This window comes from Cupriavidus ulmosensis, from assembly GCF_977008105.1.
On record NZ_CDRMWP010000002.1, the window covers coordinates 1,068,307 to 1,092,042 of the forward strand.

Genomic DNA, 23,736 nt, shown 5'->3' on the forward strand with positions numbered 1-23,736 from the left:
TGGGCGGGGCGGGGTCCGGGCGGGATCAGCCGGCGGTGGCGGCGGGCGCGCCGGCCGAGGCGCGCAGGGCCGCGCGCGCCTCGGGCGACATCGCGGCCAGCGTGCGCTGCAGGCCGGCCAGCGTTTCCAGCTGCGCCGGGTCGGCGCTGGCGGCGCGCAGCGCGGTGGCCAGCGCGGCGGCGCTGGGCGCGTCGAACACCGCGCCGGGCGCGATCTCCTGCTTGAGCAGCTTGCGGATGCGCGCCACCAGCTTGATGACCAATAGCGAATGGCCGCCGGCTTCGAACAGGTCGTCGGTCACGCGCAGCGCGGGGGCGTCGAGCAGCTCGCGCATCTGTTCGAGCAGCAGCGCTTCGAGCGCGTCGGCCGGCTCGCGGGCGATGGCGCCGGCGGGCGCATCGTCCCCGGGCAGCGCGCGCGTGGCCAGCGCGCGCCGGTCGACCTTGCCGTTGGGCAGGCGCGGCAGCTCGGCCACCGCGATCCAGTGCGCGGGCACCATCGGTTCGGGCAGGCGCGCGGCCAGCGCCGCGCGCAGGGCGGCGCGGCGGGCGCCGCCGAGCGGGATGGCGCCGTCGTCGTCGGGCACCAGCCAGGCGGCCAGGCGCGTTTCGCCGGTGGCGCCGTCCGGCCCGGCCATCGGCACCACCGCGGCCTGGCGCACGCCGGGCAGCGCCAGCAGCGCGTGCTCGATCTCGCCGCACTCGATGCGGAAGCCCCGCACCTTGAGCTGGCCATCGGCGCGGCCGGCCAGTTCCAGGCCGCCGCGCGGCAGGTAGCGCGCGAGGTCGCCGCTGCGGTAGAGGCGCTCGCCCGCGCGGCGCGGATGCGGCACGAAGGCGTCGCTGTCGCGGCCCAGGTAGCCGCGGCAAAGCTGGGCGCCGCCGAGGTAGAGCTCGCCGGTCTCGCCGGCCGCGGCCAGTTCGCCGGCGGCGTTGAGCACGTGCGCCTCGCAATTGGCCAGCACGGTGGTGAGCGGCAGGCCGGCGCCGGGGTCGTTGGCGGCATCGCTGGCGTTGGCGGCATCGTCGGCATGCACGAGGATGCCGACCGTGGTCTCGGTCGGGCCGTAGTGGTTGCACAGGCGCGCGGCGGGCGCGCGGCGGCGCAGGCGGGCCAGCAGCGCGGGCGACGCGCTTTCGCCGCCCAGCACGATGGCGGCGCCGGCGGGCAGCGGCGCGCCGGCGCCGCTGTCTTCGTTGTCGTGCTCACTGTTGTCTTCGCTGCTGCCGAGCAGCGCGTCGAGGTGCGACGGCACCATCTTCAGGCAGTCCGGGCGTTCGCGCGCGAGGAAGCGGGCGAAGGCGGCGGCGTCCTGCGTGTCGGCGTCGTCGGCCACGCACAGGCAGGCGCCGTGCCATAGCGCGCCGAACAGCGTGGTGTTGCCCAGGTCGGCGGCCACGGTGGAGGTCAGCGCGAAGCGCTCGCAGCGGTCCAGGCCCAGCGCGTGGCCGGCGGCGGCGGCGTAGTTGAGCAACTGGCCGTGCTCGATCACCACGCCCTTGGGCGTGCCGGTGGAGCCGGAGGTGTAGAGCACGTAGGCGGGCTGGCCGGCGGCGATGTCCGGCTCGCCGGCATCGGCTGGCGCCGTGGCGCTGTCCGCCAGCAGCGCGGCCACGTCGACGTGCGGCGGCAGGTCGGCGGCGCCATCGGTGTCATCGGCGCCATCGCTGCCGCCGGGCAGGTGGCGCGCCCCGGCCAGCACCAGCGTGGCGCCGGCATCGGCCAGGATCCGCGCGCGGCGCGGCGCCGGCCACGACGGGTCCAGCGGCAGGTAGGCGCCGCCCGCGCGCAGCACGGCCAGCAGCGCCAGCACCAGTTCGCCGCCGCGCGGCAGCAGCAGGCCGACCGGCGCGCCGCGGCGCAGGCCGAGGGCGGGCAGGCGCGCGGCCAGCGCGTCCACGCGCTGGTTCAGCGCGCGGTAGTCCAGCTGCAGGCCGGCGGCGCTCAATGCGTTCTGGTGCGGACGCTCGCGTCCCCATTGCGCCAGCCGCTGCGGCAGCATCCGCGTGCCCGCGTCGAGCGGCGCGGCGTGCATGGCGGCGGCGCGCGCGGCGTCGGCGGCGGTGGCCAGCGGCAGCGCGCCGATGGCGGTGCCGGGCCGCGCGCGCAGCGTGTCCAGCAGCGTGCGGTACTGGTCCAGCAGGCAGCTCATGGCATCGGCGCGGTAGCGCGCGCCGTCGTAGTGGAGGGCGAACTGGCGCGGCGCGCCATGTTCGTCCTCGCGGATTTCCAGCGCCAGCTCGAAGCCGGGCAGCGCTTGCGGCGGCTGCGCCTGCCAGTGCGGGCCGCCGCGCGCCGGCATGGCCGGCGGCAGCGTGGCGAGGGCGAAGCCGATGCGGCCGGGCGCGCCGGCGGCGGCGTCGGCCGGGCAGTGCTCGCGCCAGTCCAGGTGGCTGCCGGCCTGCGCGGCAAGCTGCGCGAGCCAGTGCGCGAACGGCGCGTCCGGGTCGGGGCGCACCGCCAGCGGCAGCACCGCCTCGTAGCGGCCCACGGCGCCGGCCAGCGCGTCGAAGTCGCGGCGGCAGTCGTGCAGCCAGCCGGCGGCGAACGCATCGGCCGGGTCCAGGCGCCACAGCAGCAGCCACCAGGCGGCTTGCAGCGCGAGCGGCAGCGGCTGGCCGAGCGCCTGCGCCCAGGCTTGCAGCGCGGCGGCCTCATCGCTGCCGATCCGCGCGTTCAGCTCGGCCGGCGCCGGCGCCGCGTCCGGCGCGGCGCGGCGCCACGGCAGGCGCGGCGCGTCCAGCGCGGCGAGCGCGCCGGCGATGCCGTGCCAGTAGTCGTGGCCGGCCTGCGCGTTGTCCTGGGCCAGGCCGGCGGTCCATTCGAGGTAGTCGGCGTAGGCGAGCGGGGCCTCCAGCGGGTCCTCGGCGGCGTTGGCGTCTTCGCCGGCATAGGCCCGCGCCAGTTCGCGGTACAGCGTGACGAGGCTGGCGCCGTCGGCGGCGAGCGGGCTGGCGGCCAGCAGCAGCTGGTGGTGGTCGGGGCCGAGCGGCAGCAGCGTGGCGCGCAGCGCGGGCAGGGGAGCGGCGGGAGCGGCGATGGCATCGGCCGCCTCGGCTGCCTCGGCCCATTGCGGCGGCACGCCCTCGAAGCGCTGGCGCAGGCCGCGCAGCCCCTCGGCGTGGCCGAAGGCGAGGCCCAGGCTGGGGTGGCGCGCGGCCACGCGCAGCAGCGCGTCGCGCAGGCGCGGCACGTCCAGCGGGCCGCGCAGCGTGGCGGCGAGCGTGACCGGCGCGGTGGCGCGCGCTTCGAGCGCGCGCTGTTCGCGGCCCAGCGGCTGGGCCGCGGCGGAGAAGTCGTGGACGATGGCGTTCATCGCTTCAGCCCTCCGTGCCGGCGGTGGTGGCAGCGGCCGCATCGGCGGCGGCGCTGCCGGCGAGCGGGCGCAGCGCGTGGCGCTCGAACATCTCGCCCATCGCCACCACGATCTTGCGCGGGCCCTGGAAGGGGTCGCGGGCGTGCGCGGCGAGCATGTTGTCGAGCATCACCACGTCGCCCTGGCGCCAGTCGAAGCGCACCGCGCAGGCTTCGTAGAGCTCGCCGAGCAGCGCCATCACGTCGTCGCCGATGGGGCTGCCGTCGCCGAACGTGACCTGGCGCGGCATGCGCTCGGCGCCGACGATCTCCAGCAGGTCGCGCCGCACCTCGGGGTCCAGGCAGGCGGTGTGGTGCAACTGGACCTGGTTGAAGAAGCTGCGCTCGCCGGTCACGGGATGGGCGATCACCGCCGGGCACAGCTCGCGGGTCTGCAGGGTGTCGGCGTCGAGCCAGCGGAAGTCGGTGCCGGAGGCGCGCAGGCGCGCTTCGACCTCGGCGCGCTCGGCGGTCTTGAAGAAGTCGCGCCAGCTCACGTCGAGCTTGTCGTTGAAGGTGCGCACGTAGCGCAGCTGCCGGCGCTCGAACTGCTCGGCCAGCTCGCGCGGCAGGCGGCGGTACATCTCGCGGCAGTCGACGATGGGCGTGGCGCCGCCCACCGGCGCCGGCAGCTCGCAGAAGAACCACTGCTTGCGCGGCCAGCGCGACAGGTGGGCGCTTTCGTTGTGGTAGAGGATCATCTCGCGCTCGGGGTAGGGCGTGGAGCGGTAGGTGTTGCGCCCGCCTTCCTTCTTGGGCAGGTCGCCGTAGGCGCCGTACAGGCCGGGCTCGATGGCCTCGGCGAAGGCTTCGAACTCCTGCGGCGTGCGCAGGCCGAAGCCGCGCAGCAGGATGCCGCCGTGGCGGCACAGCGTGGACTCGATGTAGTCGCGCTGCGCGCGTGCCCAGCCCACCGCGTCGATGTCGCTGGTGCCGGGCTCGATCACGATGGGGAAGGTCTTGCCGAGGGCGAGGAAGGAGGTCGCCACCAGCGGGCGCGCGGTGGTGGCCACCGCGGGCGAGGCGGATGAGGCGGACGGGGCCGCCGGCGCGCGGCGGGTCAGTTGCTTGAGCTTGTCGAGCTTGCTGCTGGGACTTGGGCTGGGCGTCATGGCGGTATGGATGATGTCGTTGGCTTCGATGGAGCGGGTGGCGTGGCCGGCCGCGCCGGGCAGGGCGAAGGCGGGCAGCGGCCGGTCGGGATCGGCCACGGCCTGCGCCAGCACGGCGGCATAGGCTTCGGCCAGCGCCGCGGCGGCGGCGGGCGAGAACAGCGCGGTGGCGTAGACCCACTCGGCGCGCAGGCCGCCGGCGTGGGGCTCGAGAAAGACCGCGAGGTCGAACTTGGCGGCGTGCGCCGGCGCGGGCAGGCGGCTGGCGCTCACGCCGTCCATCGCCAGCGTGCCGGCGGGCGTGTTGTGCAGCACGAACAGCACCTGCACCAGCGGGTGCCAGCCGCGCTCGCGCCGCGCGGCGCCCTGGCCGGCGGCCTCGACGATGCGCTCGAACGGCAGCGCCTGGTGGTCGAACGCTGCCAGCGCGCGCGCGCGCACCTGCGCCAGCAGGTCGGTGAAGCGCAGGTCCGCGGCGCAGCGCGCGCGCAGCGGCAGCACGTTGACGAAGAAGCCGATCAGGCCTTCGAGCTCGCGGCGCGGGCGGCCGGCCACGTCGATGCCGACCAGTTGTTCCTCGGCGCCGCCCGCGCGGTGCAGCAGCAGGTGGAAGGCGGCCAGCAGCACCATGTAGCGGGTGGCGCCGTGGGCGTGGGCGAGCGCGTCGGCCTGCGCCAGCAGCGCGGCGGGCAGGGTGGCGTGGCAGGCGGCGCCGGCCGTGGATGCCACCGGCGGGCGCGGGTAGGTGGTTGGCAGCGTGGGCGCCCGCGGCGCGCCTTGCAGGGCGCCGCGCCAGTAGTCGGCGTCGGCGCGCAGCCGCGCCTGCCGCGCGGGCGCCTGCTGGTGGACCGCGTAGTCGGCATACTGGATCGGCAGCGGCGGCAGCGCGGCGGCGGTGCCGGCCCGCGCGGCGTTGTAGCCGGCGGCGAATTCGTCGAGCAGCACGCCGACCGACCAGCCGTCGCCGGCGATATGGTGCAGCGTCAGCAGCAGCGCGTGGTCGTCGGCGGCCAGGCGCGCGAGGCGCGCGCGCAGCGGCGGCGCGTGAGCGAGGTCGAACGGCTCGCGCGCCTGCGCCTCGGCCAGCTCGCGCAGGGCAAGTTCGCGCTGCGCCGGGCCGAGCGTGGCGAGGTCGCTGAGCGGCACCTCGAGCGCCAGCGCGGCGGCGATGCACGCATAAGGCTCGCCGTGGGCGTCGGCGCGATAGGCGGTGCGCAGGATCTCGTGGCGCGCCACCAGCGCGTTCAGGCTGGCGCGCACCGCGTCGGCGTCGAGCGCGCCCGTCAGGCGCAGGCCGCCGGCCATGTTGTAGGTCCAGCGCGCCGCGGCGCCGCCGATGCGGTCGACCAGCCACAGGCGGTGCTGGGCGGGCGCCAGCGGCATGTCGGGGTGGCGCGGGGCGGGGGCGATGGCGTCGTGGAGGTCGGCCGCGTTGCCGCCGGCCTTGTTGTCCGCGCTGCCGTCGATGCGGTCGATGCGGTCGAGCGCCCCGGCGCAGGCGGCCAGCGTGGGATGGTCGAACAGCAGGCGCAGCGGCACCGCCGCGCCATGCCGCTCGCGCAGCCGCGCCACCAGCCGGGCGGCGGCCAGCGAGTTGCCGCCGCTGGCGAAGAAATGCGCGTGGCGGCCGGCGGGGGCGTGGCCGAGCAGTTCCTGCCACAGCGCGGCCAGCGCCAGCTCGGTGGCGCCGCGCGGGAGCTCGGCCGGGGCTTGGTCGCCCGCATCGGCCGGCGCGCCGCCGCGCGTGAACGCGCCGTGCGCCCACACCGCGCAGGCATCGAGGCTGTCGTCGAGCCAGCCCTGGCGGCAGGCGGCGCGCTGCAGCTTGCCGCTGGAGGTCTTGGGCAGGGCGCCGGGATTGAGCAGCAGCGCCACCGCCAGCGGCTCGCCGCAGGCATCGCCCACGGCTTCGGCCAGCGCCTGCACCAGCGCGCCGTGGCCGACGCGGCGCTGCTCGGGGCGCGAGATTTCCACGGCGAGGCCGATGCCCTCGCCGTGGCCCGCCGCCACCGCGAAGGCCGCCACGCGGCCCGGCCGGGCGCTGGCCACGCGGGTTTCCACGGCGCGCTCGATGTCCTGCGGGTAGAAGTTCTGGCCGCGGACGATGATGAGATCCTTGCGGCGGCCGGCGATATAGAGCTGGCCGTCGCGGCGCAGGCCGAGGTCGCCGGTGCGCAGCCAGGCCGCACCGTCATCGGTGCCGGCGAAGCTTTCCGCCGTGGCCCGCGGGTTGCGCCAGTAGCCGCGCGTCACGCTGGCGCCGCGCACCTGGATCTCGCCCACGGCGCCGTCGGGCAGGGCGCGGCCGCCGGCATCGGCGATGCGCACCGCGTGGCCGGCGCGCGCGAAGCCGCAGGCCACCAGTTCGGTGGCGGCCGGCGTGGCGTCCTGGCCGCCGGCCACGTCGTCGCTGGCCGGCATGCCTTGCCCGCGCGCCAGCGCCGCGGTGTCGAAGCGCGTGCTGGCCATGCCCTTGCCGCGCTCGCCGCCGGTGACGAACAGCGTGGCCTCGGCCAGGCCGTAGCAGGGGTAGAGCGCGCCGGCGCGGAAGCCCGCCCCGGCGAAGCGCTGCGCGAACGCGCGCAGGGTGTCGGCGCGCACCGGCTCGGCGCCGGAGAAGGCCAGCGCCCAGCTCGACAGGTCCAGCCCTTCGAGCTGGGCGTCGCGCACGCGCTCCACGCACAGGCGGTAGGCGAAGTCGGGCCCGCCGGACACCGTGCCGCGATGGCGCGAGATGGCCTGCAGCCAGCGCGCCGGGCGCTCCAGGAACAGCCGCGGCGGCATCAGCACCACCGGCGTGCCGGTGTGGATCGGCTGCAGCAGGCCGCCGATCAGCCCCATGTCGTGGTACAGCGGCAGCCAGCTCACCATCACGTCGCCGGGCGCCACGGCCATGCCGGCCTGGATCGCGGTCTCGTTGGCCATGACGTTGCCGTGGCTGACCATCACGCCCTTGGGCGCGGCGGTGGAGCCGGACGTGTATTGCAGGAAGGCGAGCGTGTCGGGCGTGGCCGCGAACGGTTGCCAGCCGGCCGGCGGCGGCGCCAGCGGCGCGTCGGCCAGCACCACGCGCGCGCGCGGGGCGATGGCGGCCAGCGTGTCGCCGTGGGCTTCGGCCTGCGCGGTGGTGGTCAGCAGCACGCCGGCGGCGGCGTCGGCGGCGATGGCGCGCAGGCGGCTGACCTGGGCCGCGCGCATGGCGCCGGGCTCGAACGCGGGCACGGCCACGAGGCCGGCGTAGAGGCAGGCGAAGAAACCGGCCACGTAGTCGATGCCGCTGTCCATCAGCAGCAGCACGCGCTCGCCCGGCGCGGCGTGCCCGCCCAGGCAGGCGGCCAGCGCGCGCGCGCGGGCGTCGAGCGCGGCGTAGCCGTGGCGCTGCTCGCCGGCGTCGTCGAGGGTGATCAGCGCCGTGTCGCCGGCGCGCTGCGCGGCCAGGCGGCCGAGGTGGGCCACCAGCGTGGCCGGGACGTTCGGATCGGGCTGCATGCTTGGATCGGCTTTCCAGGAAAACGGTTGGCGTGGGAGGGTGGCGCCGCGCGCGGCGTTCAGGCGGGCACGGGGCGGGCTGCGGCGGCGGGCACGGCCGGCAGTTCGGCCAGTGGTTCGGCCAGCAGTTCGGTCACACGGGCCAGCACGGCGCCCTGATGCTGGTGGAGGAAGAAATGGCCGCCGGCAAACCAGTCCAGCGTGTGGCCGGCGCTGGTCTCCGGCGCCCAGGCCTGCAGCTCGGCGGCGCCGATGGCGTCGTCGCGCCCGGCCAGCACGTGCAGCGGCACCGGCAGCGGCGCCGTGTCGGTGTGGCGGAAGCTTTCGCAGACGCGGTAGTCGGCGTCGAGCACGTCGAGCGTGAGGCGCAGCAGCTCGGCGTCGGCGAACACCGCCTCGGGCGTGCCGCCGTGCTTGCGCAGCTCGGCCGTCAGCGCGGCGTCGCCGCGCAGCGCGGCCAGGCGCCGCGGATCGCGCCGGCTGGGCGCGGCGCAGCCGGACACCAGCAGGCGCCGCGGCAGCGCGTGGCCGCGCTCGCGCAGCAACTGGCAGACGCGGTAGGCCAGCAGGCCGCCCATGCTGTGGCCGAACAGGGCGTAATCGGGCGTTGTGCCCCCGCTTCTGTCGCTACTTGCGCCACGTCCGAGCCGCGCGCCGGCGGCGCCGGCGAGGTCGGCCGCCAGCGCTTCGAAATCGCGCAGCAGCGGCTCGGCCAGGCGCGCGCCGCGCCCGGGCGGCTCGAGCGGCACCAGTTCCACGCGGGCCGGCAGCAGCCGGCGCCAGCGCAGGTAGGCGGTGGCGCTGGCGCCGGCGTAGGGCAGGCAGAACAGCAGCAAGGCGGGCATGTTCAGGCGTCTGCCGCGGCTTGTTCCTTCGCTTGTTCCTCCATATGGCGGCGCAGGCTCAGCGGCCGCATGTCGGTCCAGGTGCGCTCGATATGGTCGAGGCACGCCTGGCGGTTGCCGCTGAAGCCGGCGGCGCGCCAGCCGCCCGGCACGGGCTTGTAGTCGGGCCAGATGGAGTACTGCTCTTCGTGGTTGACGAGGACCAGGAAGGTGGCGTCGTCGCGGTCGAAACTCATGGTGGCTCCCGTATCTGTCGTGGCGGTCATGCAATGCGCTATCGCGGCCACGCCGGCGTTTCGGGCGGCATGGCGCGCATCACTGAGTTGGACGAAGCAGGGGAGCGGAAATTTAGACGGGGACGCCGCGATGGGCAGAGAGAGCCGCCGGAGAGCGAAGCGGCGCCCAGCACGTTTGCCGGTTTGCCGCTAGCATGTAGCCCTGCGCGCCCCCCGGCCGGCCCTGTCCCGTGCCGGCACGCGGCGCCGCCGCGTCGTACCGGCTTCCTTTTCCCCCTATCCATGTCCTCCCAAGCTCCAGTTACCAACCGCCCCCTGGTCATCGCGGCCGTGATGGCGTCGATGGCGATGGTCGCGCTCGAAGCGACCATCGTCTCCACGGCCATGCCGCAGATCGTCACGCAGCTCGGCGGGCTGCGCCTGTATAGCTGGGTGTTCTCGTCGTTCCTGCTGACCCAGACCGCCATGACCGTGGTGTTCGGCAAGCTGGCCGATCTCTACGGGCGCAAGCCGGTCATCCTGGCCGGCATCGCGGTGTTCCTGCTGGGCTCGGTGCTGGCGGGCTTCGCCTGGTCGATGCCGGCGATGATCGTGTTCCGGCTGCTGCAGGGCGCCGGCGCCGGCGCCATCCTGCCGGTCACGCTGACCATCGTCGGCGACCTCTATCCCGCGCACGAGCGCGGCAAGGTGCAGGGCTACCTGGCCAGCGTGTGGGCGGTCTCGGCGGTGCTCGGGCCGATGGCGGGCAGCCTCATCATCGGCAAGCTGTCGTGGGCGTGGATCTTCTGGATCAACCTGCCGATCGGCGTGCTGGCCGCGCTGGGCTTCGTCGCTTTCCTGCACGAGCAGCCGTTGCGCAAGCGCCCGGCCATCGACGCCGCCGGCGCCGCGTATTTCACCGTGGCGGTGGCGGCGCTGATGATGGTGCTGACCGATGCCGGCGCGGCGGGCGCGGGCCGGCTGGCCGTGGAGATCGCCGTGCTGGGCGCGAGCCTGCTGCTGTTCGTGCGGCAGGAGCGCCGCGCGGCCGATCCGATGATCTCGTTCCGCCTGTGGGGCCACCGCCCGGTGCTGGCCTGCAACGGCGCCACGCTGTTCTCCGGCATGGCGCTGATGGGGCTGACCACCTTCCTGCCGATGTACGTGCAGGTGGCGATGGACCGCACGCCGGTGGTGGCCGGCTTCGCGCTGACCATGATGATGGTGGGCTGGCCCGCCGGCGCCACCATTTCGTCGCGCACCTTCCACCGCATCGGCCTGCGCCGCCTGCTGATCGGCGGCAGCCTGTTCCTGCCGGCCGGCGCGCTGGTCTTCGCGCTGCTCACGCCCGGGAGCAGTCCGGCGCTGGCGGGCCTGGGCTCGCTGGTGATGGGCTTCGGCATGGGCATCCAGAGCGTGTGCTCGCTGGTGCTGATCCAGGAGATCGTGCCGCTGGCCGACCGTGGCAGCGCCACCGCCTCCAACCTGTTCGCGCGCAACCTGGGCAACACGCTGGGCGCGGCGCTGCTGGGCGCGGTGCAGAACTTCGGCATGCACCATGCCGCGGGCCTGGGCGTGGTCAGCACCGAGCAGCTGCGCCAGGTGCTCGACGGCGCCGGGCGGCACCTGGCCGGCAGCGCGCCGGTGCGCGAGGCGCTGCATCATTCGCTGCACGTCACCTTCCTGGCGATGCTGGTGATCGCGCTCGGCGCCATCGCGGCGATGCTGCTGCTGCCGGGCATCGAGATCGCGCGCCGGCAGGAAGTGCCGGCGGAATAGCGCGCGGGGGCGGGCGGGACCTGCCCCGGGGGCGCGCGGCACCCGGGCGCCGGCGCACCGTGCAAGCATCGGGCATCGGTGCGATAATCGCGGTCTTTTCCGCGATTCTCCCGGGCGGCAGCCGTTCGTTTCGCCCTCCGCCTGCCCGTGCGCCACTCATGCTACCTGCCCTGAAGGCTTTCATCGTGCCCGTGATCGTCGCGTGCGCGATGTTCATGGAAAGCCTGGACGCCAACGTGATCGTGACCGCGCTGCCCGAGATGGCGCGCGCCTTCGGCCACGATCCGGTCACGCTCAAGATCGCCGTCACCAGCTACGTGCTCGGGCTCGGGGTGTTCATTCCGGTGTGCGGCTGGCTGGCCGACCGCTACGGCGCGCGCTCGGTGTTCCGCGCGGCGATCGGCATCTTCGTCGCCGGCTCGATCCTGTGCGCGGTGTCCACGTCGCTGCTCGCGTTCACGGTGGCGCGCTTCATCCAGGGCGTGGGCGGGGCGATGATGGTGCCGGTGGGCCGCATCATCATTTTCCGCGTGGTGGAGCGCTCGGAATACATCCGCGCCATGAACTACCTGAGCGTGCCCGCGATGCTCGGGCCGGCGGCGGGGCCGCTGCTCGGCGGCTTCATCACCACCTATCTCCACTGGCGCCTGATTTTCCTCATCAACATCCCGGTCGGCATCCTCGGCATCTATCTGGCCAACCGCTACATCAAGAACACGCACGAGCCGCATCCCGGCCCGCTGGACTGGACCGGCTTCGTGCTCTCGGCGGGCGGCGCGTCGCTGTTCCTGCTCGGCCTGTCGCTGGTCGACGGCGGCCTGGCCTCGGCCCGGGTGGCGCTGGCGATGGCGCTGGCCGGCGTGGCGATGCTGGCGGTCTACGCCTGGTACGCATACCGCGTGCCGCGGCCGCTGCTGGACCTGCGCTTCTTCCGCGTGCCGACCTTCCAGGCCAGCGTGCTGGGCGGCTCGCTGTTCCGCATCGGGCTGGGCGCGGTGCCGTTCCTGCTGCCGCTGGTGCTGCAGGAAGGGCTGGGCATGAGCGCGTTCCGCTCGGGGCTGATCACCTGCGCCTCGGCGTTCGGCGGCATGTTCATGCGCACGCTCGCGTCCAAGGTGCTGGGGCGCTTCGGTTTCCGCAACACGCTGATGTACAACGCGGCGCTGTCGGGCCTCGCCATCGCGGCGTGCGGCGCGTTCTTTCCGGGCACGCCGACGTGGGCGATCTGGCTGGTGGTGCTGCTGGGCGGCTTCTTCCCCGCGCTGCAGTTCACCAGCCTCAATTCGATGACCTATGCCGAGATCAAGAGCGCCGACGTGGGCCGTGCCACCAGCCTGGGCAGCGTGGTGCAGCAGATCTCGCTCGGCCTGGGCGTGACGATCAGCGGCATCGTGCTGGAGATCACGCGCACGGTGAACGGCCATGCGGCGCTGCAGTGGTCGGATTTCTGGCCGGCCTTCATCGTGGTGGGGCTGTGCTCGTTCGCGTCGATTCCCGTCACGCGGCGGCTCGCCCATGACGCCGGCGCCGACATCTCCGGCCGCGCGCGCGTCAATGCGCGGGCGGCGGGAAAGGCGTAGCGGCGCGCCTCAGAACTGCCTGCGGTACACCACGAAGCCCGATTTCTCGGCCACCGCGTCGTACAGGCGCATGGCGGTCTGGTTGGTTTCGTGGGTCTGCCAGTAGACCCGCTTCGCGCCGTCCTCCTGCGCGCGCCGGTAGACCGCCTCGATCAGCGCGCGGCCCACGCCGGCGCCGCGCGCGGCCTCGGCCGTGAACAGGTCCTGCAGGTAGCAGCTCGGGCCGATCTGGATGGTGCTGCGGTGGTAGAGGAAATGCACCAGGCCCAGCAGCCGGCCGCCGCGCTCGGCCACCAGCGCGTGCACGGGCTCGTAGGCATCGAAGAAGCGCGACCACGTCATGCGCGTGATGTCCTCCGGCAGCGCGGTCGGCCCGTGGCGGCCATAGAAGGCGTTGTAGCCATCCCATAGCGCTTTCCAGGCCGGGTAGTCGGCCTGGCTGGCGGGGCGGATCAGGAGCGGGTCGGTCACGGCGTCATCCTCGCGGCGGGGCAAAGTCCGCAGTATGGCACCGATGCGCGCGCGGCCCGCCGCGTTCTCGCGCTCACGCCTCGGTCGGCGAAGGGGCCGGCGTGTAGCGGGCCTTGCCGCCGCGCTTGGCCTCGTACAGTGCCATGTCGGCGCGCATGAACAGTTCGTTGGCGGTCTGGCCGTCCCGGGGGTCGTGCACGGCGAAGCCGACGCTGGCGGTCGCCACGATGGTATGGCCCTCGATGAAATGCGGGCGCCGCGCCGCGTGCACGATGGCCTGCGCGATGCGCTCCAGGCTTGCCGTGCCGGTGGCGTCGTCGAGCACGATGCCGAACTCGTCGCCGCCGATGCGCGCCACGCCGTCGCCGGCGCGCACGCAGGCCGACAGGCGCTCGCCGAAGGCCGCCAGCAGCTGGTCGCCCACGGCGTGGCCGTAGCTGTCGTTGATGGTCTTGAAGTCGTCCACGTCCACCAGCATCAGCGCGGCGTCGCGGCCGGTGGCGCCGGCGCGCGTCATGGTCTCGGCCAGGCACCGGTCGAAGCCCTTGCGGTTGAGCAGGCGCGTCAGGTGGTCGGTCAGCGTCTGCGCCTCCAGGCTGCGGATGCGCTGGCGTTCGGTGGTCACGTTGCGGGCGAACATGTACAGGCCCTGCACCGTGTCGCCGGCATCGTTCCAGGCCGGCTGGTAGGTGACTTCCATGCACTCGCCGCCGTCCTGGCCTTCGAGGCTGAACGTGGCCGAGGCGCCCAGGTAGGCCTGCGCCAGGTACGGCTGCGACGCCACGTAGGTCGGCGTGCCCCACAGCTCGCGCAGCGTGAGCCCCACGATCTGCCGCGCCGGCAGGCCGAAGCGCCGCGCATAGGCTTCGTTGACGAAGACATAGCGCTCGTTCACGTCGATGAACGAGACGAAGTCCGGCACGTGGTTGGCGATGGCCTCGATGCGCTTCTCGCTCTCGGCGGCCTGGTCGCGGGCGGCGTAGAGCGCGGCCTCGCGCTCGGCAAGCTGCCGCATCACCGTGCCGAAGGTGGTCGCCAGCTCGCCGATCTCGTCGTTGCGCCCGGTGGGCAGGGCGGCCAGCGCGGCCGGGTTGCCGGGCGCCTCGCCCACCACGCGGTGCAGCAGCTCCAACGGCGCCAGCATGCGGCGGATCACCAGCCACATCAGCAGCGCCGCCACCACCAGCGAGAAGCCGGCGGTCAGGATGGTCTTGCTGCGCACCTCCAGCAGCGGCGCATAGGCTTCCCTGGCGGGCAGCACGGACACCACCTCCCAGCCGTTGGTCTCCAGCAGGTGGCGCGCCACGATGGGCTGGCTGGGGCTCACGACCTCCCACGCGGCGCGCGGCGTCTCCAGCCCGCAGTTGTCGCCGATCGCCCTGGCCGGGGCCATCACCTTGCCGGCGTCGGCATGCATGGCATAGCGCGGGTTCTCGCCGGAAGACACCAGGCAATAGCTGCCGGTCAGCCCGATCCGGCTGCGCGCGATCTGGCCGAGGAAGTTGTTCTCCGAGAGGTTCAGCGCGCCGCCCACCACCGCCAGCAGCCTGCCGTCGGGCGCGCGCAGCGGCACCGCCATCACCACGCCGGGTGCGGCGCTCAGCCTGCCGCGCAGCAGGTCCGACACGGCAAACGCCGAGCCGTCCAGGACCTCGCGGAAGTAATCGCGGTCGCCCAGGTGGATGCGCTGCCCGTCGGGCACGGCGGTGCTGAAGGCCATCTCGCCGTCGGGCCAGACCAGGAACACCGCGTTGAAGTTCTGCGGCATGGACACCGCCTGCGCGGCAAAGCGCTTCATGACGGCGGGCGGCTGGCCGAGCATGGGCTGGAGCTGGCTCGCCAGGCGGCGCAGGTCGGTGGCGCGCGCCTCGAATTTCTCGTCGAGCTGTCCGGCGACCATCCTGACCAGGGTGTCCTGCTGGCTCTGGCGCAGTTCCGTGAGGCCCTGGAAGGCGTAATACTGCGCGAAGAGCGCGCGCGCCAGGACAATGAGCGTCACCACGACAGCCGTCGCAATGGCTACCCGATACTTTAAGGAGTGCCGCATGATTATCTTGTTATTGGTGTGCGGACCAGCCATGCTGCCCGGCGCGACTCCGCCGGGCTGCCCGTCCTCCGCCGCGAGCGACTGACCCGGTTCACAGGTTAGCAGAAGCGGTGCGCCGGCCCGGGCATGCCGCGGCGGCGCGATGCGATAAGGCCGCGCGATGCCGGTTCCCGGTGATGCAACCTGCCCACCCGGCCCGCGCGCGGGGCTAGAATGCGGCATTCTTCCAACAGTGCCCCAACCGTGCCGCCCGGCGTGTCTTGCCGGGCCGTCCCGTCCACCCCACCAAGCCGCCGCCCATGAGCCTCGAACCCGTCCTGCGCTTTCTCCACATTGCCGGCGTCACCCTGTGGGTGGGCGGCATGTTCTTCGCCTACGTCTGCCTGCGCCCGGCCGCCGGCGCGCTGCTGGAGCCGCCCCAGCGGCTGCGCCTGTGGCGCGCCGTGTTCGCCACCTTTTTCGGCTGGGTGTGGGTGGCGGTGGCCGTCATCGCCGGCAGCGGCGCCATCATGATCGCCCGGGCGGGCATGGCCGCCGCGCCGCCGCACTGGCACCTGATGCTCGGCACCGGCCTGCTCATGATCGCGATCTTCGTCTACGTGTTCGCCGGCCCCTACGGCGCGCTGCGCCGCGCCGTGGACGCGCAGGACTGGCCGGCCGCCGGCGCCGCGCTGGGCCGCATCCGCCGGGCGGTGGGGGTGAACCTGCTGCTGGGCGGGCTCACCATCGCGGTGGCGACGCTGGGGCAGTGGCTGCGCTGACGGGCGGCCTTTCGCGCTGGCGCCAACGACATGCTGATCGCCGCGCACGCGATGGCGCTGGACGCCGTGCTGGTCACGGACGACACCGCGGCGTTCTCCCGCATCGGCGGGCTGCGGCTCGAGAACTGGATCGCCTGAACGGAAGCCGTCCGCGGGGGCGCGGCAAGCCGCCGCGAGCCTGCCCGCGCTTCCCGGCGTTTGTCAGGCCGCCGCCTCCATCACCGACTCCACCCGGTTGCGGCCCGCGCTCTTGGCGCGGTACAGCGCGAGGTCGGCCCGCCCGACGGCGCCGTCGAGGCGGCGTTCGGCCTTGTCCACGCTCGCTACGCCGATGCTGATGGTCAGGTCGGCCACGCGCTGGCCGAAGAAGCGCGACGACGTTGCCCGCAGGCGCTCGGCCAGCGCCAGCGCCGCCGCCGGGGTGGTGCGCGGCAGCAGCACCAGGAACTCCTCTCCGCCGAAGCGGCCGGGATACGCGCCGGCCGGCAGCTCGCGCTTGAGCATGGCGGAGAAATCGGTCAGCACGCGGTCGCCTTCGGCGTGGCCCATGCTGTCGTTGATGTGCTTGAAGTGGTCCAGGTCGATCAGCAGCAGCGCCATCTCGCCGCCATGCCCGGCCATGTGTTCCAGCTCGCGCTGGCCGGCGTCATAGAGCGCGCGGCGGTTGAGCAGTTGCGTGAGCGGATCGGTCCTGGAGAGGATGTCGAGCTCCACGTGCAGGCGCCGCGTGATGACCAGCATGAAGGCGACTGACAGACCGAGGTCCATCAGCGTGTAGGAACCCAGGTAGATGGCCTGGATCAGGTCGTCGGACGCGAACAGCTTCTGCCCGGCCAGCCCCGAGAACAGGCTCGCCACGCAGCGCGCCAGCACCACCAGCGTCTGCACCGTCAGCAGGAAGCCGAAGAAGCGCGCGCTGAAATCGCGCCCGCCGTGGCGTAGCACCAGCAGCGCCTGCGTGCCGAAGAACAGGCCCATGACCAGGGTCACGATGGTGACGCGCGCGTCGTAGCTCTCGTGCCCGTAGACGAACCACGTCAGCGCCAGCGTGGCCAGCATGACCACGACGGCCGCAGGCGCGCGCGCCTGCGGGCGGCCGTAGAAGGCCTGCGTGCCCAGCGTCCACAGCGCCACCGCGGCGAGCAGCAGGCCGTTGCCCAGCACGATCGAGACCCAGTCCGGCGCGATGTCGCGCAGCCAGAACAGCATCGGCGCCACCACCAGCACCAGCGAGCCGGCCACCCACTCCCCGATGCCGCGGATGCCGCGCGGGAAACTGCGGTACGCCGACAGCAGCACCACCGACATCAAGGCCGACATGATCGATGCAAGGAAGACCGTTGTCTTGAGATCAAGCTGAAGCATCGTGGGCGGCGTATCCCAGGCAGGGGCAGGAGCCTATGCTACCAAAGACCCGCCGCAATGGCATCGCGTTGCCACCGCGCGCGGCGCCGGCGGTCTTCCCGTTTACCGCGCGCATGGGGTCCGCGGCAGCCCGGAGCCGTACTCGCGCGCTTTGTCATCTCCCCCTTGCGAGGGGAAGGGAAATGCCGCATGGCTGCTCGCTCGTATTGTTATAATTTTTATATCAAAAACGACCATCGCAGCGGGCCACGCGCGCTGGGCGCCCTGACACACACGGTGCGGGCAATTGCTGGGGAGCGGCATGAGCGACAGGGGAAATGGACTGCCGGCATGGTCCGGAACGGGGGCGTGGATGCAGTCATCCGCATGGCGGGAGGCGAGGGTTTCCGCCAGCCGGGCGCGCGCCGCGCCGGAGGACGAGCAGCGCGAAGCGGCGCAGGACAGCGTGGCGGTGACGGTCTCGCGCCATTGCCTGGATACCTATCTGGGGTCCTGCGCGGGCATGGAAGGCAATCCCGCGGCCAGCCTCTGGTTTTGCGATGTCCGCTCCAACAGCGAGCCCGTTGCGCCGGCCAGCATGCTGCTGCCGGTGGCGGCGCCGCTGGTGTGGGACGCGGCGTTCCGCCTGCGGCAGCGCGAGCTGCTCGCGCGCTCGGCCACGCAGCAGAAGATCGCGCGCATCGCCGCCGCGGTGCGCAACGCCGCGGGCGGCATGGCGCCGTGCGAGGCCAAGGAATACTTCGAGCAGCATCTCTACGGCCCCGCGGGCCGGGAGTTCAAGCTCACCCTGTTCCCGCTGCCCACCGGCGAGGCCGGCGCCAGGAACTGGACCCGCGTCTACGGCAACCAGCCGGCGCTCAACCCGCAGGAACGCTACCTCGAACTCTGCCGCGACGGCATGCGCTTTCGCGCCATCGGCGCGCTGCGCCGGCAGCGGCAGCCCAAGGTGATCGTCTGCCTGGGCACGCGCAACACCGATGACTTCCTGCGGGCCTTCGGCTTCGGCGGAACTTGCCCGACGCAGCACGTCCTGCAGCCCGCGGACCAGGGCAAGCCGATCCAGGTCTACGTGGACGGGCCCACCACCTTGCTGGTGTGCCCGCCGCTGAGCGGCGCCTCCGGGCTCAACTCCGACGTCCTGCAGGCCGCCCTGGGCAGGTTCGTCGCCGGTTTCATGTAAGGCGCGGGAACCGGCCGGGCGCAAGGCGCGCCCTTGTCGCGCTACGTTCGCGTACCCGCGGCACGCGCCGGCCACAGGCGCAGCAAGGCCTTCATCGCGTAGATCACGATCAGCGTGCCGGACAGGTCGCCGACGAACATCGCCAGGAAACCATGCGCCAGTGCCGCGCGATTGCCGCGCAGCGCGAACCAGATGTGGTGCAGCAGCGGATTCGTCACCGCATATGCCAGCACGAACGCCAGCAGCCGCGCCGGCGTCAGGTTGGTCAGCGACGTCCGCAGGCCGAACGCATGCCGGGCAAGCCGGTAGACCAGGTACGGCGCCGCGCTCGCCAGGATGGCGCCGATGACCGCGCGCGCGGGATCGTCCGGAAAAAGATAAAAGGCATTGACCAGCAACGAGGCAATCAGCAGCCCCGCCGCTCCCGCCGCGCCGAACAAAAGCGTGCATAGCAGCCGGACGCCCGCCGGTAAATAAATCCAATTAATTCCAGGCACAAATTCCAAATGCTGGAAAAGCCACTCATTTAGTGCCATCGCCAAAACAAAGAAAACAATTGTGACGAAGGCCATACTTAACTGGAGGCGAACATGGGGCATTGCCGTAAAATGCATCAGGGCATATAAAAAAAGGGCCTGATGATAGTCGATCCCGCGCGCCGGATACCGCGCTCCGTTTCCCGCAGGATGCCGTCGTGACGCGGCCGGCAGACATCTACCTGCGTTTTCTCCAGTTGGCCGAAGCAGTGCGGGGCTTGCCCTCGCTGCCGGCGCTCGACCCCCTCGAAGAACGGATTCTCGAACTGATCGCGCGTACCAGCCAGGCGCAGCAGCGCCTGTCGGTCAGGGACATGATGGCCCGCAGCGAACTGGGATCGCCCGCCACCCTGCACGCCCGTCTGAAGTCCATGCGCGAGAAAGGCTGGATCATGCTGACGGACACCGAGGACGCCCGCCGCAAGCAACTCGGGCTGACGCCCGAAGCGTTGCGCCATTTCGACAGGCTGTCCGAATGCCTGGTCAACGCGACGAAAAGTCCCTGAACGAAAATCCCTGAACGCCGCGGGCGCGCAATGCGCGCGGCGCCCCGGTGCCAGATGCACGCAGTGCCGTCAGCCCTTCTGCGATTCCCTGGCCGGGCCGCGCGCGTCGCGGCGCCGCAAGGTCTCGCTGGCCACCGATTCCGACAAGAACAGCCACAGCGTGCGCACGCGGATCACGCCATCGCCGGGGCCGTCGTGCGTCAGGCGGCCCGCCACTTCCTCCAGCCTGGCGAACATCTCCGGGCGCAAGCGCGCGCGCAGCGCCTTCAGCTCGGCGGCCGGCACGGCAACCTCGTCGCGGTTGCCGAACACCACGCGCCCGACGACGAACAGCACCGCGCCCAGCACCGCGGCGCCGATCCCCACGTTCTGGAAATCCTCGAGGTGGAAGCTGCTCGCCGCGAAGCACAGCACCGCCACCACCGCCGACAGCATGAAGGCCGCGCGCAGCACCACGAAGCCGCGCGGCTGCGAGATACGGCGAGTCAGCTCGCGCACGGCGTCGATTTCGTCTTGCTCCAGGACGTTGAGGACATTGGTGGTCGAAACTTTCATTGTTTTTACTAGGTCTCGTTTCGTCTGGGTACCGCCAGGCCGGCGCGCAGGGGCAGATGGGCAGCGCAGGTGCCCGGTAGGATGGTATTTCCGTATTTTGAGGCCGGGCGGCCATGCCGGCAATCGGGCTTTTACCCGGTATGCGCCCTCAGGAGAGGGGCCAAAAGGATGAATGGAGGGATATTCGGAGGGATATTTGGAGAGATATTTGGGCGGACGGCCGCCCGGCCGCGGCCACCGGCGTCAAAGCCCGAGGCTGGGCACGCGCGGCACTTGTTGCGACCGCACATTGAAATGCGGCTCGCCGAAGGCTTCCAGCAGGCGCGCAATCTCGCGGGCCGAATTCGCGCGCGTGGTGCGGATCTCGCTCAGCCGGCGCGGCGCCGCCGTGCCAGCCACCACGAAATGCCGCCGCACCGTCAGCAGCGACTCACGCGGCGGCGGAATCAGCACCGGATGCGCATCCTGGTCCTTGTAGCTGCCATAGGTCCAGCCCGACGGGGTCAGGTGCGCCTCGACCCAAACCTCGCCGGAAGCCAGCGCATCCGGCGCAGCCGCTTCGCCAATCGTCATCGCCTTGCGCATCGTCCCGCCTCTCGAACATCGGCCAGGCCAGCCGCCGGCATACCACCGCCAGGCCTGGCTGCCCGAAATCATTTCGCCCGCGCTCTGATTCTGGTTCGTGCGGCGGCGCGTCGGTACCCTGCCTTGGGGGGCATCGCGCAAACGCGGGCAAGCGGGCTGATGAAGCCGCCGCGCCTGTGGTGGCGCGGACATCGTGTTTCTTTCCCCACCAAAGCGTGGCTCCCACCGAAGCAGGGTAAGCGTGGAACCATGCGTCCATCAATAATCCAACCCGGCAAGTGTGACCCCTTGCTAATTCCCGATAGGGTGTAGGCACTCCCCGCGCCTACACCCTCTTTTTTTGCTTTGCGATACCAGATCGGAAGCCCGGGAAATCGGCGCGAGACATGGGGTGCCGGGCATGAGGCTACAATGTTGCGCTGCGTGTCGTCTTCATTCGCTCGAATGAGACAACGGGACATTACCGTCGAGTCCGGGCCAAGGTACTGTGGAACCGTCGCTGTAGATGCAATTACAGCGATCGGGTTTAGCAGCCCGGACACAGGTGGACGGTCGCCTTTGGCGACCGTTTGCGTCCGTCTTGCCTTTGCACGCCCTTATGGGCGGGCCTTGGCGGGGAGAGTCTTCGGGCTCGCCGATCCTGTGTCGGTCTGCTAACCCTGTCTTGCGCCCGCCCACCCGACTAGCAGCGGGGACGCGGGATTGATGTTCCGCTCACAGGAGGCAATCATCATGCCGAAGATCTTGTTCGCCCGTCCCGGGCAATTCCCGCTTTCCAACCATGCTCTCATCGCCATGCGCTCGTGCGTCTGGCAAGGGAGGGTACGTCATGTCTAAGCACGCTCGCTATGGCGTTACCGCGGAACACACCGGCGCCGACATGTTCGTCACCGCTCATACCCCATGCGAAGACCCGTTGAGCCTCGCCGGTGAGAGGGCCGCACAACTCCATGCGCTACTGACCGTCACCCGCGACAACGCCGCCGCCGGCATCGCGAGCGACCCGGCGCCAACCATCCAGGACCATCTGCTCTCCCTGGCCGCCGGCCTCGCCCACGAGACACTCGTCCTGAGCGAGCTCGCCGCACGGCATGACACCGGAGACCAGCACACCTCCGACTAACAGCCGACTAACAGCCGGCGCCTGTTGTCTCCCCTCTCCCGCTTGCGGGAGAGGGGCCGGGGGAGAGGGGCAGCGTCCCCACGAAGTCAGTCCCGTCAAGACTCCGCAGGCCTTCGCCCGCCTCGCCTCACCGCCCAGCCTTCCCCTTCCTTCGTAGGGTACCCGGATTCCGAAGAACAATAATCAAAAAACATCGACGAATTGGTGCGCAGGAAAACAAGAAAAGATCCGCAAATATCAGGAAAATTAATCAATAAATGGTGAATTAAATATCCTGAATATCGACGCAATTATCCAGCTTCACTAGGGTTCGAATTCTTCCGCAATACCCCTTCCGGGGGCATCCCCACCTTTGTTGGGTCCACCCTTCAGTAGGGATAGAAAACCCGGTAAAAACGCCAGTATTGCCTTGAAGATTGACCCCGAGCGGCCATACACTTCGCCGGTCCTCCTGCGGTGGTGCACTGCAAGAGAGACAGCAGGAGATGTCGCGAAACCACCGCCGCAAGGTCCATATCCGCCGGCAGCGCAAACAAGACGGAAAGACACCAACGAGTGCCATGACGGACAAGCGGATTCACCGCAGCAAGGCCCACCTGGAGACGGCAGGGCAGCGCGGAAATTTCGGGTATCAAGGAAATCATCAAGTCGTGTTCAAGCTTCCAAGCAAGCTGCCCGTTGGCAGAGCAGTACTGTGGCTGGGAATGATCCCGTTGCTGGCATCCTGCGCACTTGCGCCAGGCATGCGCTTCGATCCGCAGCGCCCCCTCGATCCCGACGATCCAGAGTCGGTGCCCAAAGTCACGTTGATCACGCCGGCGCTGGTGAAGGCGCTGAAGGCGGCGGCCAAGCCGGCGAATGCGGGTGTGGAGGAACTGTACGGGGAGCCGAAACCGTACATGGTTGGCGTTGGCGACATCCTCTCCATCGTGGTGTGGGATCACCCGGAACTGGTGTTTCCGACGCAGACGTATTCGATTGGTACTGCGTACGATATTCCGAACTACAGCGGTGCTGCCAATGTGCCCGGCTATGTGGTCAGCCCGAGCGGTACCATTCAATTTCCGTATGCGGGCAAGGTCGAGGTCGTCGGCAAGACACCCGACGATATCCGCGGTCAGTTGACCGCACAACTCAAGCCCTACGTGGCCATGCCCCAGGTGACGGTGCGCGTGCTCGCCTTCCGCAGCAAGCGCGTGTATCTGGACGGTGAGGTCAAGACACCCGGGCCGCAGAACATCGACGACGTGCCGATGACGTTGGTGGAAGCGCTCAACCGGTCGGGCGGGATCAATGTGCTGACCGGTGACAACAGCCGCGTCAGCATTGCACGCGGCGGGAAAAACTACATCGTCAACCTGCCTGCGCTACTCAAGCAAGGTGTTGATCCGGCTCGCATTCTGCTGCGCAATGGCGACATCGTTCGCGTGGAGCAGCGTGAAGACAGCAAGGTCTTTGTGGCCGGAGAAGTCGTTCGCCCCATGAGCGTCTTGCCGCGTAACGGCCGCCTTACGCTCAATGAGGCAATCGGTGAAGCCGGTGGCGTCAACCCTGTCTCAGCGGATGCCAAGGAGCTCTATGTCATTCGCAAGAGCGCGGACGGCGACGCCGAGATATTCCACCTTGACGGCAAATCTCCCGTCTCGCTGGCCCTGGCTGAATCCTTCGAGCTCAAACCGAAGGATGTCGTCTACGTAGACGCCGCCGGCGTGGTCCGCTGGAGCCGCGTGATCAATCAGTTGCTGCCAAGCGGCAACTTTGTCACTGGCGCTGCGAACGTCGCGAAATGATCAGGACCGTTCTCGTGGTGTGTATCGGCAACATCTGCAGGAGTCCTATGGCGGAAGGGCTTCTGAAGCAGGCATTGCCGGATATCAATGTCGTTTCCGCAGGGCTTGGTGCGCTTGCTGGCCAACCCGCCGATCCTCACGCCGTCGATCTGATGCGCGAACTGGGCATCGATATTTCCGCTCACAGAGCTCAGCAGATCGGCCGCAACATGGCCACCCACGCAGACTTGATCCTGGTGATGGATAACGCGCAGCGACAGGAACTCCAGCGTTTGTATCCCGCCACCACGGGGCGGGTATTCCGCATGGGTGAACTCAATAAGTTCGACGTGCCCGATCCCTATCGTGAAGATCGCCCAGCCTTCGAAAATGCACTGCGCCTGATCCAGCGTGGCGTGGAAGCCTGGGTGCCACGCGTCCAGGCTCTTCGATAACAGATTCGG

General features: G+C 71.0%; 18 protein-coding genes and 1 pseudogene. 9 read left to right on the forward strand and 10 right to left on the reverse strand.

The window, feature by feature from the left end; translation table 11 throughout:
- Window positions 1-25: 25 nt before the first annotated feature.
- Genes ACWTPI_RS24500 through ACWTPI_RS24515 form a run of 4 tightly spaced genes read right to left on the reverse strand, consistent with a single transcriptional unit; the run spans window position 26 to window position 9,036 of the window.
- Window positions 26-3,316 (reverse strand): amino acid adenylation domain-containing protein, encoded by a 3,291-nt coding sequence (locus tag ACWTPI_RS24500; RefSeq protein ID WP_454732999.1) that lies wholly within the window; start codon window positions 3,314-3,316, stop codon window positions 26-28.
- A 4-nt stretch (window positions 3,317-3,320) separates the two neighbouring features.
- Window positions 3,321-7,955: a condensation domain-containing protein gene (locus ACWTPI_RS24505; RefSeq protein ID WP_454733000.1), complete on the reverse strand. Its 4,635-nt coding sequence runs from the start codon at window positions 7,953-7,955 to the stop codon at window positions 3,321-3,323.
- 59 nt (window positions 7,956-8,014) lie between these two features.
- Window positions 8,015-8,800 carry a thioesterase II family protein gene (locus tag ACWTPI_RS24510; RefSeq protein WP_454733001.1) on the reverse strand — a complete coding sequence of 262 codons (786 nt, stop codon included), beginning with the start codon at window positions 8,798-8,800 and terminating at the stop codon, window positions 8,015-8,017.
- A gap of 2 nt (window positions 8,801-8,802) precedes the next feature.
- A complete protein-coding gene (locus ACWTPI_RS24515; RefSeq protein WP_020206418.1) occupies window positions 8,803-9,036 on the reverse strand; it encodes an MbtH family protein in 234 nt (77 codons plus the stop codon).
- Window positions 9,037-9,318: 282 nt separating this feature from the next.
- Between ACWTPI_RS24515 and ACWTPI_RS24520 the strand changes: the two genes are divergently transcribed.
- Together ACWTPI_RS24520 and ACWTPI_RS24525 are read left to right on the forward strand one after the other, a co-directional pair.
- Window positions 9,319-10,794: an MDR family MFS transporter gene (locus ACWTPI_RS24520; protein ID WP_059413925.1), complete on the forward strand. Its 1,476-nt coding sequence runs from the start codon at window positions 9,319-9,321 to the stop codon at window positions 10,792-10,794.
- Window positions 10,795-10,952: 158 nt separating this feature from the next.
- A complete protein-coding gene (locus ACWTPI_RS24525; RefSeq protein WP_020206416.1) occupies window positions 10,953-12,374 on the forward strand; it encodes an MFS transporter in 1,422 nt (473 codons plus the stop codon).
- A 9-nt stretch (window positions 12,375-12,383) separates the two neighbouring features.
- Here the strand turns inward: ACWTPI_RS24525 and ACWTPI_RS24530 are convergent, their stop codons facing one another.
- Together ACWTPI_RS24530 and ACWTPI_RS24535 are read right to left on the reverse strand one after the other, a co-directional pair.
- Window positions 12,384-12,845: a GNAT family N-acetyltransferase gene (locus tag ACWTPI_RS24530; protein WP_059413927.1), complete on the reverse strand. Its 462-nt coding sequence runs from the start codon at window positions 12,843-12,845 to the stop codon at window positions 12,384-12,386.
- Window positions 12,846-12,918: 73 nt separating this feature from the next.
- Window positions 12,919-14,892, reverse strand: coding sequence for a diguanylate cyclase domain-containing protein (locus tag ACWTPI_RS24535; RefSeq protein WP_454733002.1), 1,974 nt, complete (start codon window positions 14,890-14,892; stop codon window positions 12,919-12,921).
- A 299-nt stretch (window positions 14,893-15,191) separates the two neighbouring features.
- Between ACWTPI_RS24535 and ACWTPI_RS24540 the strand changes: the two genes are divergently transcribed.
- Window positions 15,192-15,653, forward strand: a complete 462-nt coding sequence (locus ACWTPI_RS24540) for a CopD family protein (RefSeq protein WP_454733003.1) — start codon at window positions 15,192-15,194, stop codon at window positions 15,651-15,653.
- Window positions 15,654-15,671: 18 nt separating this feature from the next.
- Window positions 15,672-15,791 (forward strand): annotated as a pseudogene (locus tag ACWTPI_RS24545) (PIN domain-containing protein); the annotation flags it as partial.
- Between the two features lie 63 nt (window positions 15,792-15,854).
- On the opposite strand, the gene ACWTPI_RS24550 reads toward ACWTPI_RS24545, so the two are convergent.
- The gene (locus tag ACWTPI_RS24550; RefSeq protein WP_454733004.1) at window positions 15,855-17,018 is read right to left on the reverse strand and encodes a diguanylate cyclase; all 1,164 of its coding nucleotides are present in this window, start codon (window positions 17,016-17,018) and stop codon (window positions 15,855-15,857) included.
- Window positions 17,019-17,370: 352 nt separating this feature from the next.
- On the opposite strand from ACWTPI_RS24550, the gene ACWTPI_RS24555 reads away from it, so the two are divergent.
- Window positions 17,371-18,198 carry a hypothetical protein gene (locus ACWTPI_RS24555; RefSeq protein ID WP_059413933.1) on the forward strand — a complete coding sequence of 276 codons (828 nt, stop codon included), beginning with the start codon at window positions 17,371-17,373 and terminating at the stop codon, window positions 18,196-18,198.
- A 41-nt stretch (window positions 18,199-18,239) separates the two neighbouring features.
- On the opposite strand, the gene ACWTPI_RS24560 is transcribed toward ACWTPI_RS24555, so the two are convergent.
- Window positions 18,240-18,770 (reverse strand): hypothetical protein, encoded by a 531-nt coding sequence (locus ACWTPI_RS24560; RefSeq protein WP_454733005.1) that lies wholly within the window; start codon window positions 18,768-18,770, stop codon window positions 18,240-18,242.
- 122 nt (window positions 18,771-18,892) lie between these two features.
- Between ACWTPI_RS24560 and ACWTPI_RS24565 the strand changes: the two genes are divergently transcribed.
- On the forward strand, window positions 18,893-19,240 hold the full coding sequence (locus tag ACWTPI_RS24565) for a winged helix-turn-helix domain-containing protein (RefSeq protein ID WP_020201556.1): 348 nt from the start codon (window positions 18,893-18,895) through the stop codon (window positions 19,238-19,240).
- Window positions 19,241-19,309: 69 nt separating this feature from the next.
- Here the strand turns inward: ACWTPI_RS24565 and ACWTPI_RS24570 are convergent, their stop codons facing one another.
- Window positions 19,310-19,795, reverse strand: coding sequence for a hypothetical protein (locus ACWTPI_RS24570; protein ID WP_454733006.1), 486 nt, complete (start codon window positions 19,793-19,795; stop codon window positions 19,310-19,312).
- Between the two features lie 243 nt (window positions 19,796-20,038).
- Complete coding sequence (locus ACWTPI_RS24575) at window positions 20,039-20,380, reverse strand: hypothetical protein (RefSeq protein WP_020201554.1); 342 nt, start codon at window positions 20,378-20,380, stop codon at window positions 20,039-20,041.
- A gap of 829 nt (window positions 20,381-21,209) precedes the next feature.
- Here ACWTPI_RS24575 and ACWTPI_RS24580 point away from each other — a divergent pair.
- From ACWTPI_RS24580 to ACWTPI_RS24590, 3 genes are all read left to right on the forward strand, one after another.
- Complete coding sequence (locus tag ACWTPI_RS24580; protein WP_454733007.1) at window positions 21,210-21,503, forward strand: hypothetical protein; 294 nt, start codon at window positions 21,210-21,212, stop codon at window positions 21,501-21,503.
- Between the two features lie 650 nt (window positions 21,504-22,153).
- Entirely contained in the window at window positions 22,154-23,293 is a 1,140-nt protein-coding gene (locus ACWTPI_RS24585) for a polysaccharide biosynthesis/export family protein (RefSeq protein WP_454734010.1), read from the forward strand.
- Window positions 23,290-23,727, forward strand: coding sequence for a low molecular weight protein-tyrosine-phosphatase (locus ACWTPI_RS24590; protein WP_454733008.1), 438 nt, complete (start codon window positions 23,290-23,292; stop codon window positions 23,725-23,727). The genes ACWTPI_RS24585 and ACWTPI_RS24590 overlap by 4 nt, the downstream gene beginning before the upstream one ends.
- The last annotated feature ends 9 nt before the right edge of the window (window positions 23,728-23,736 follow it).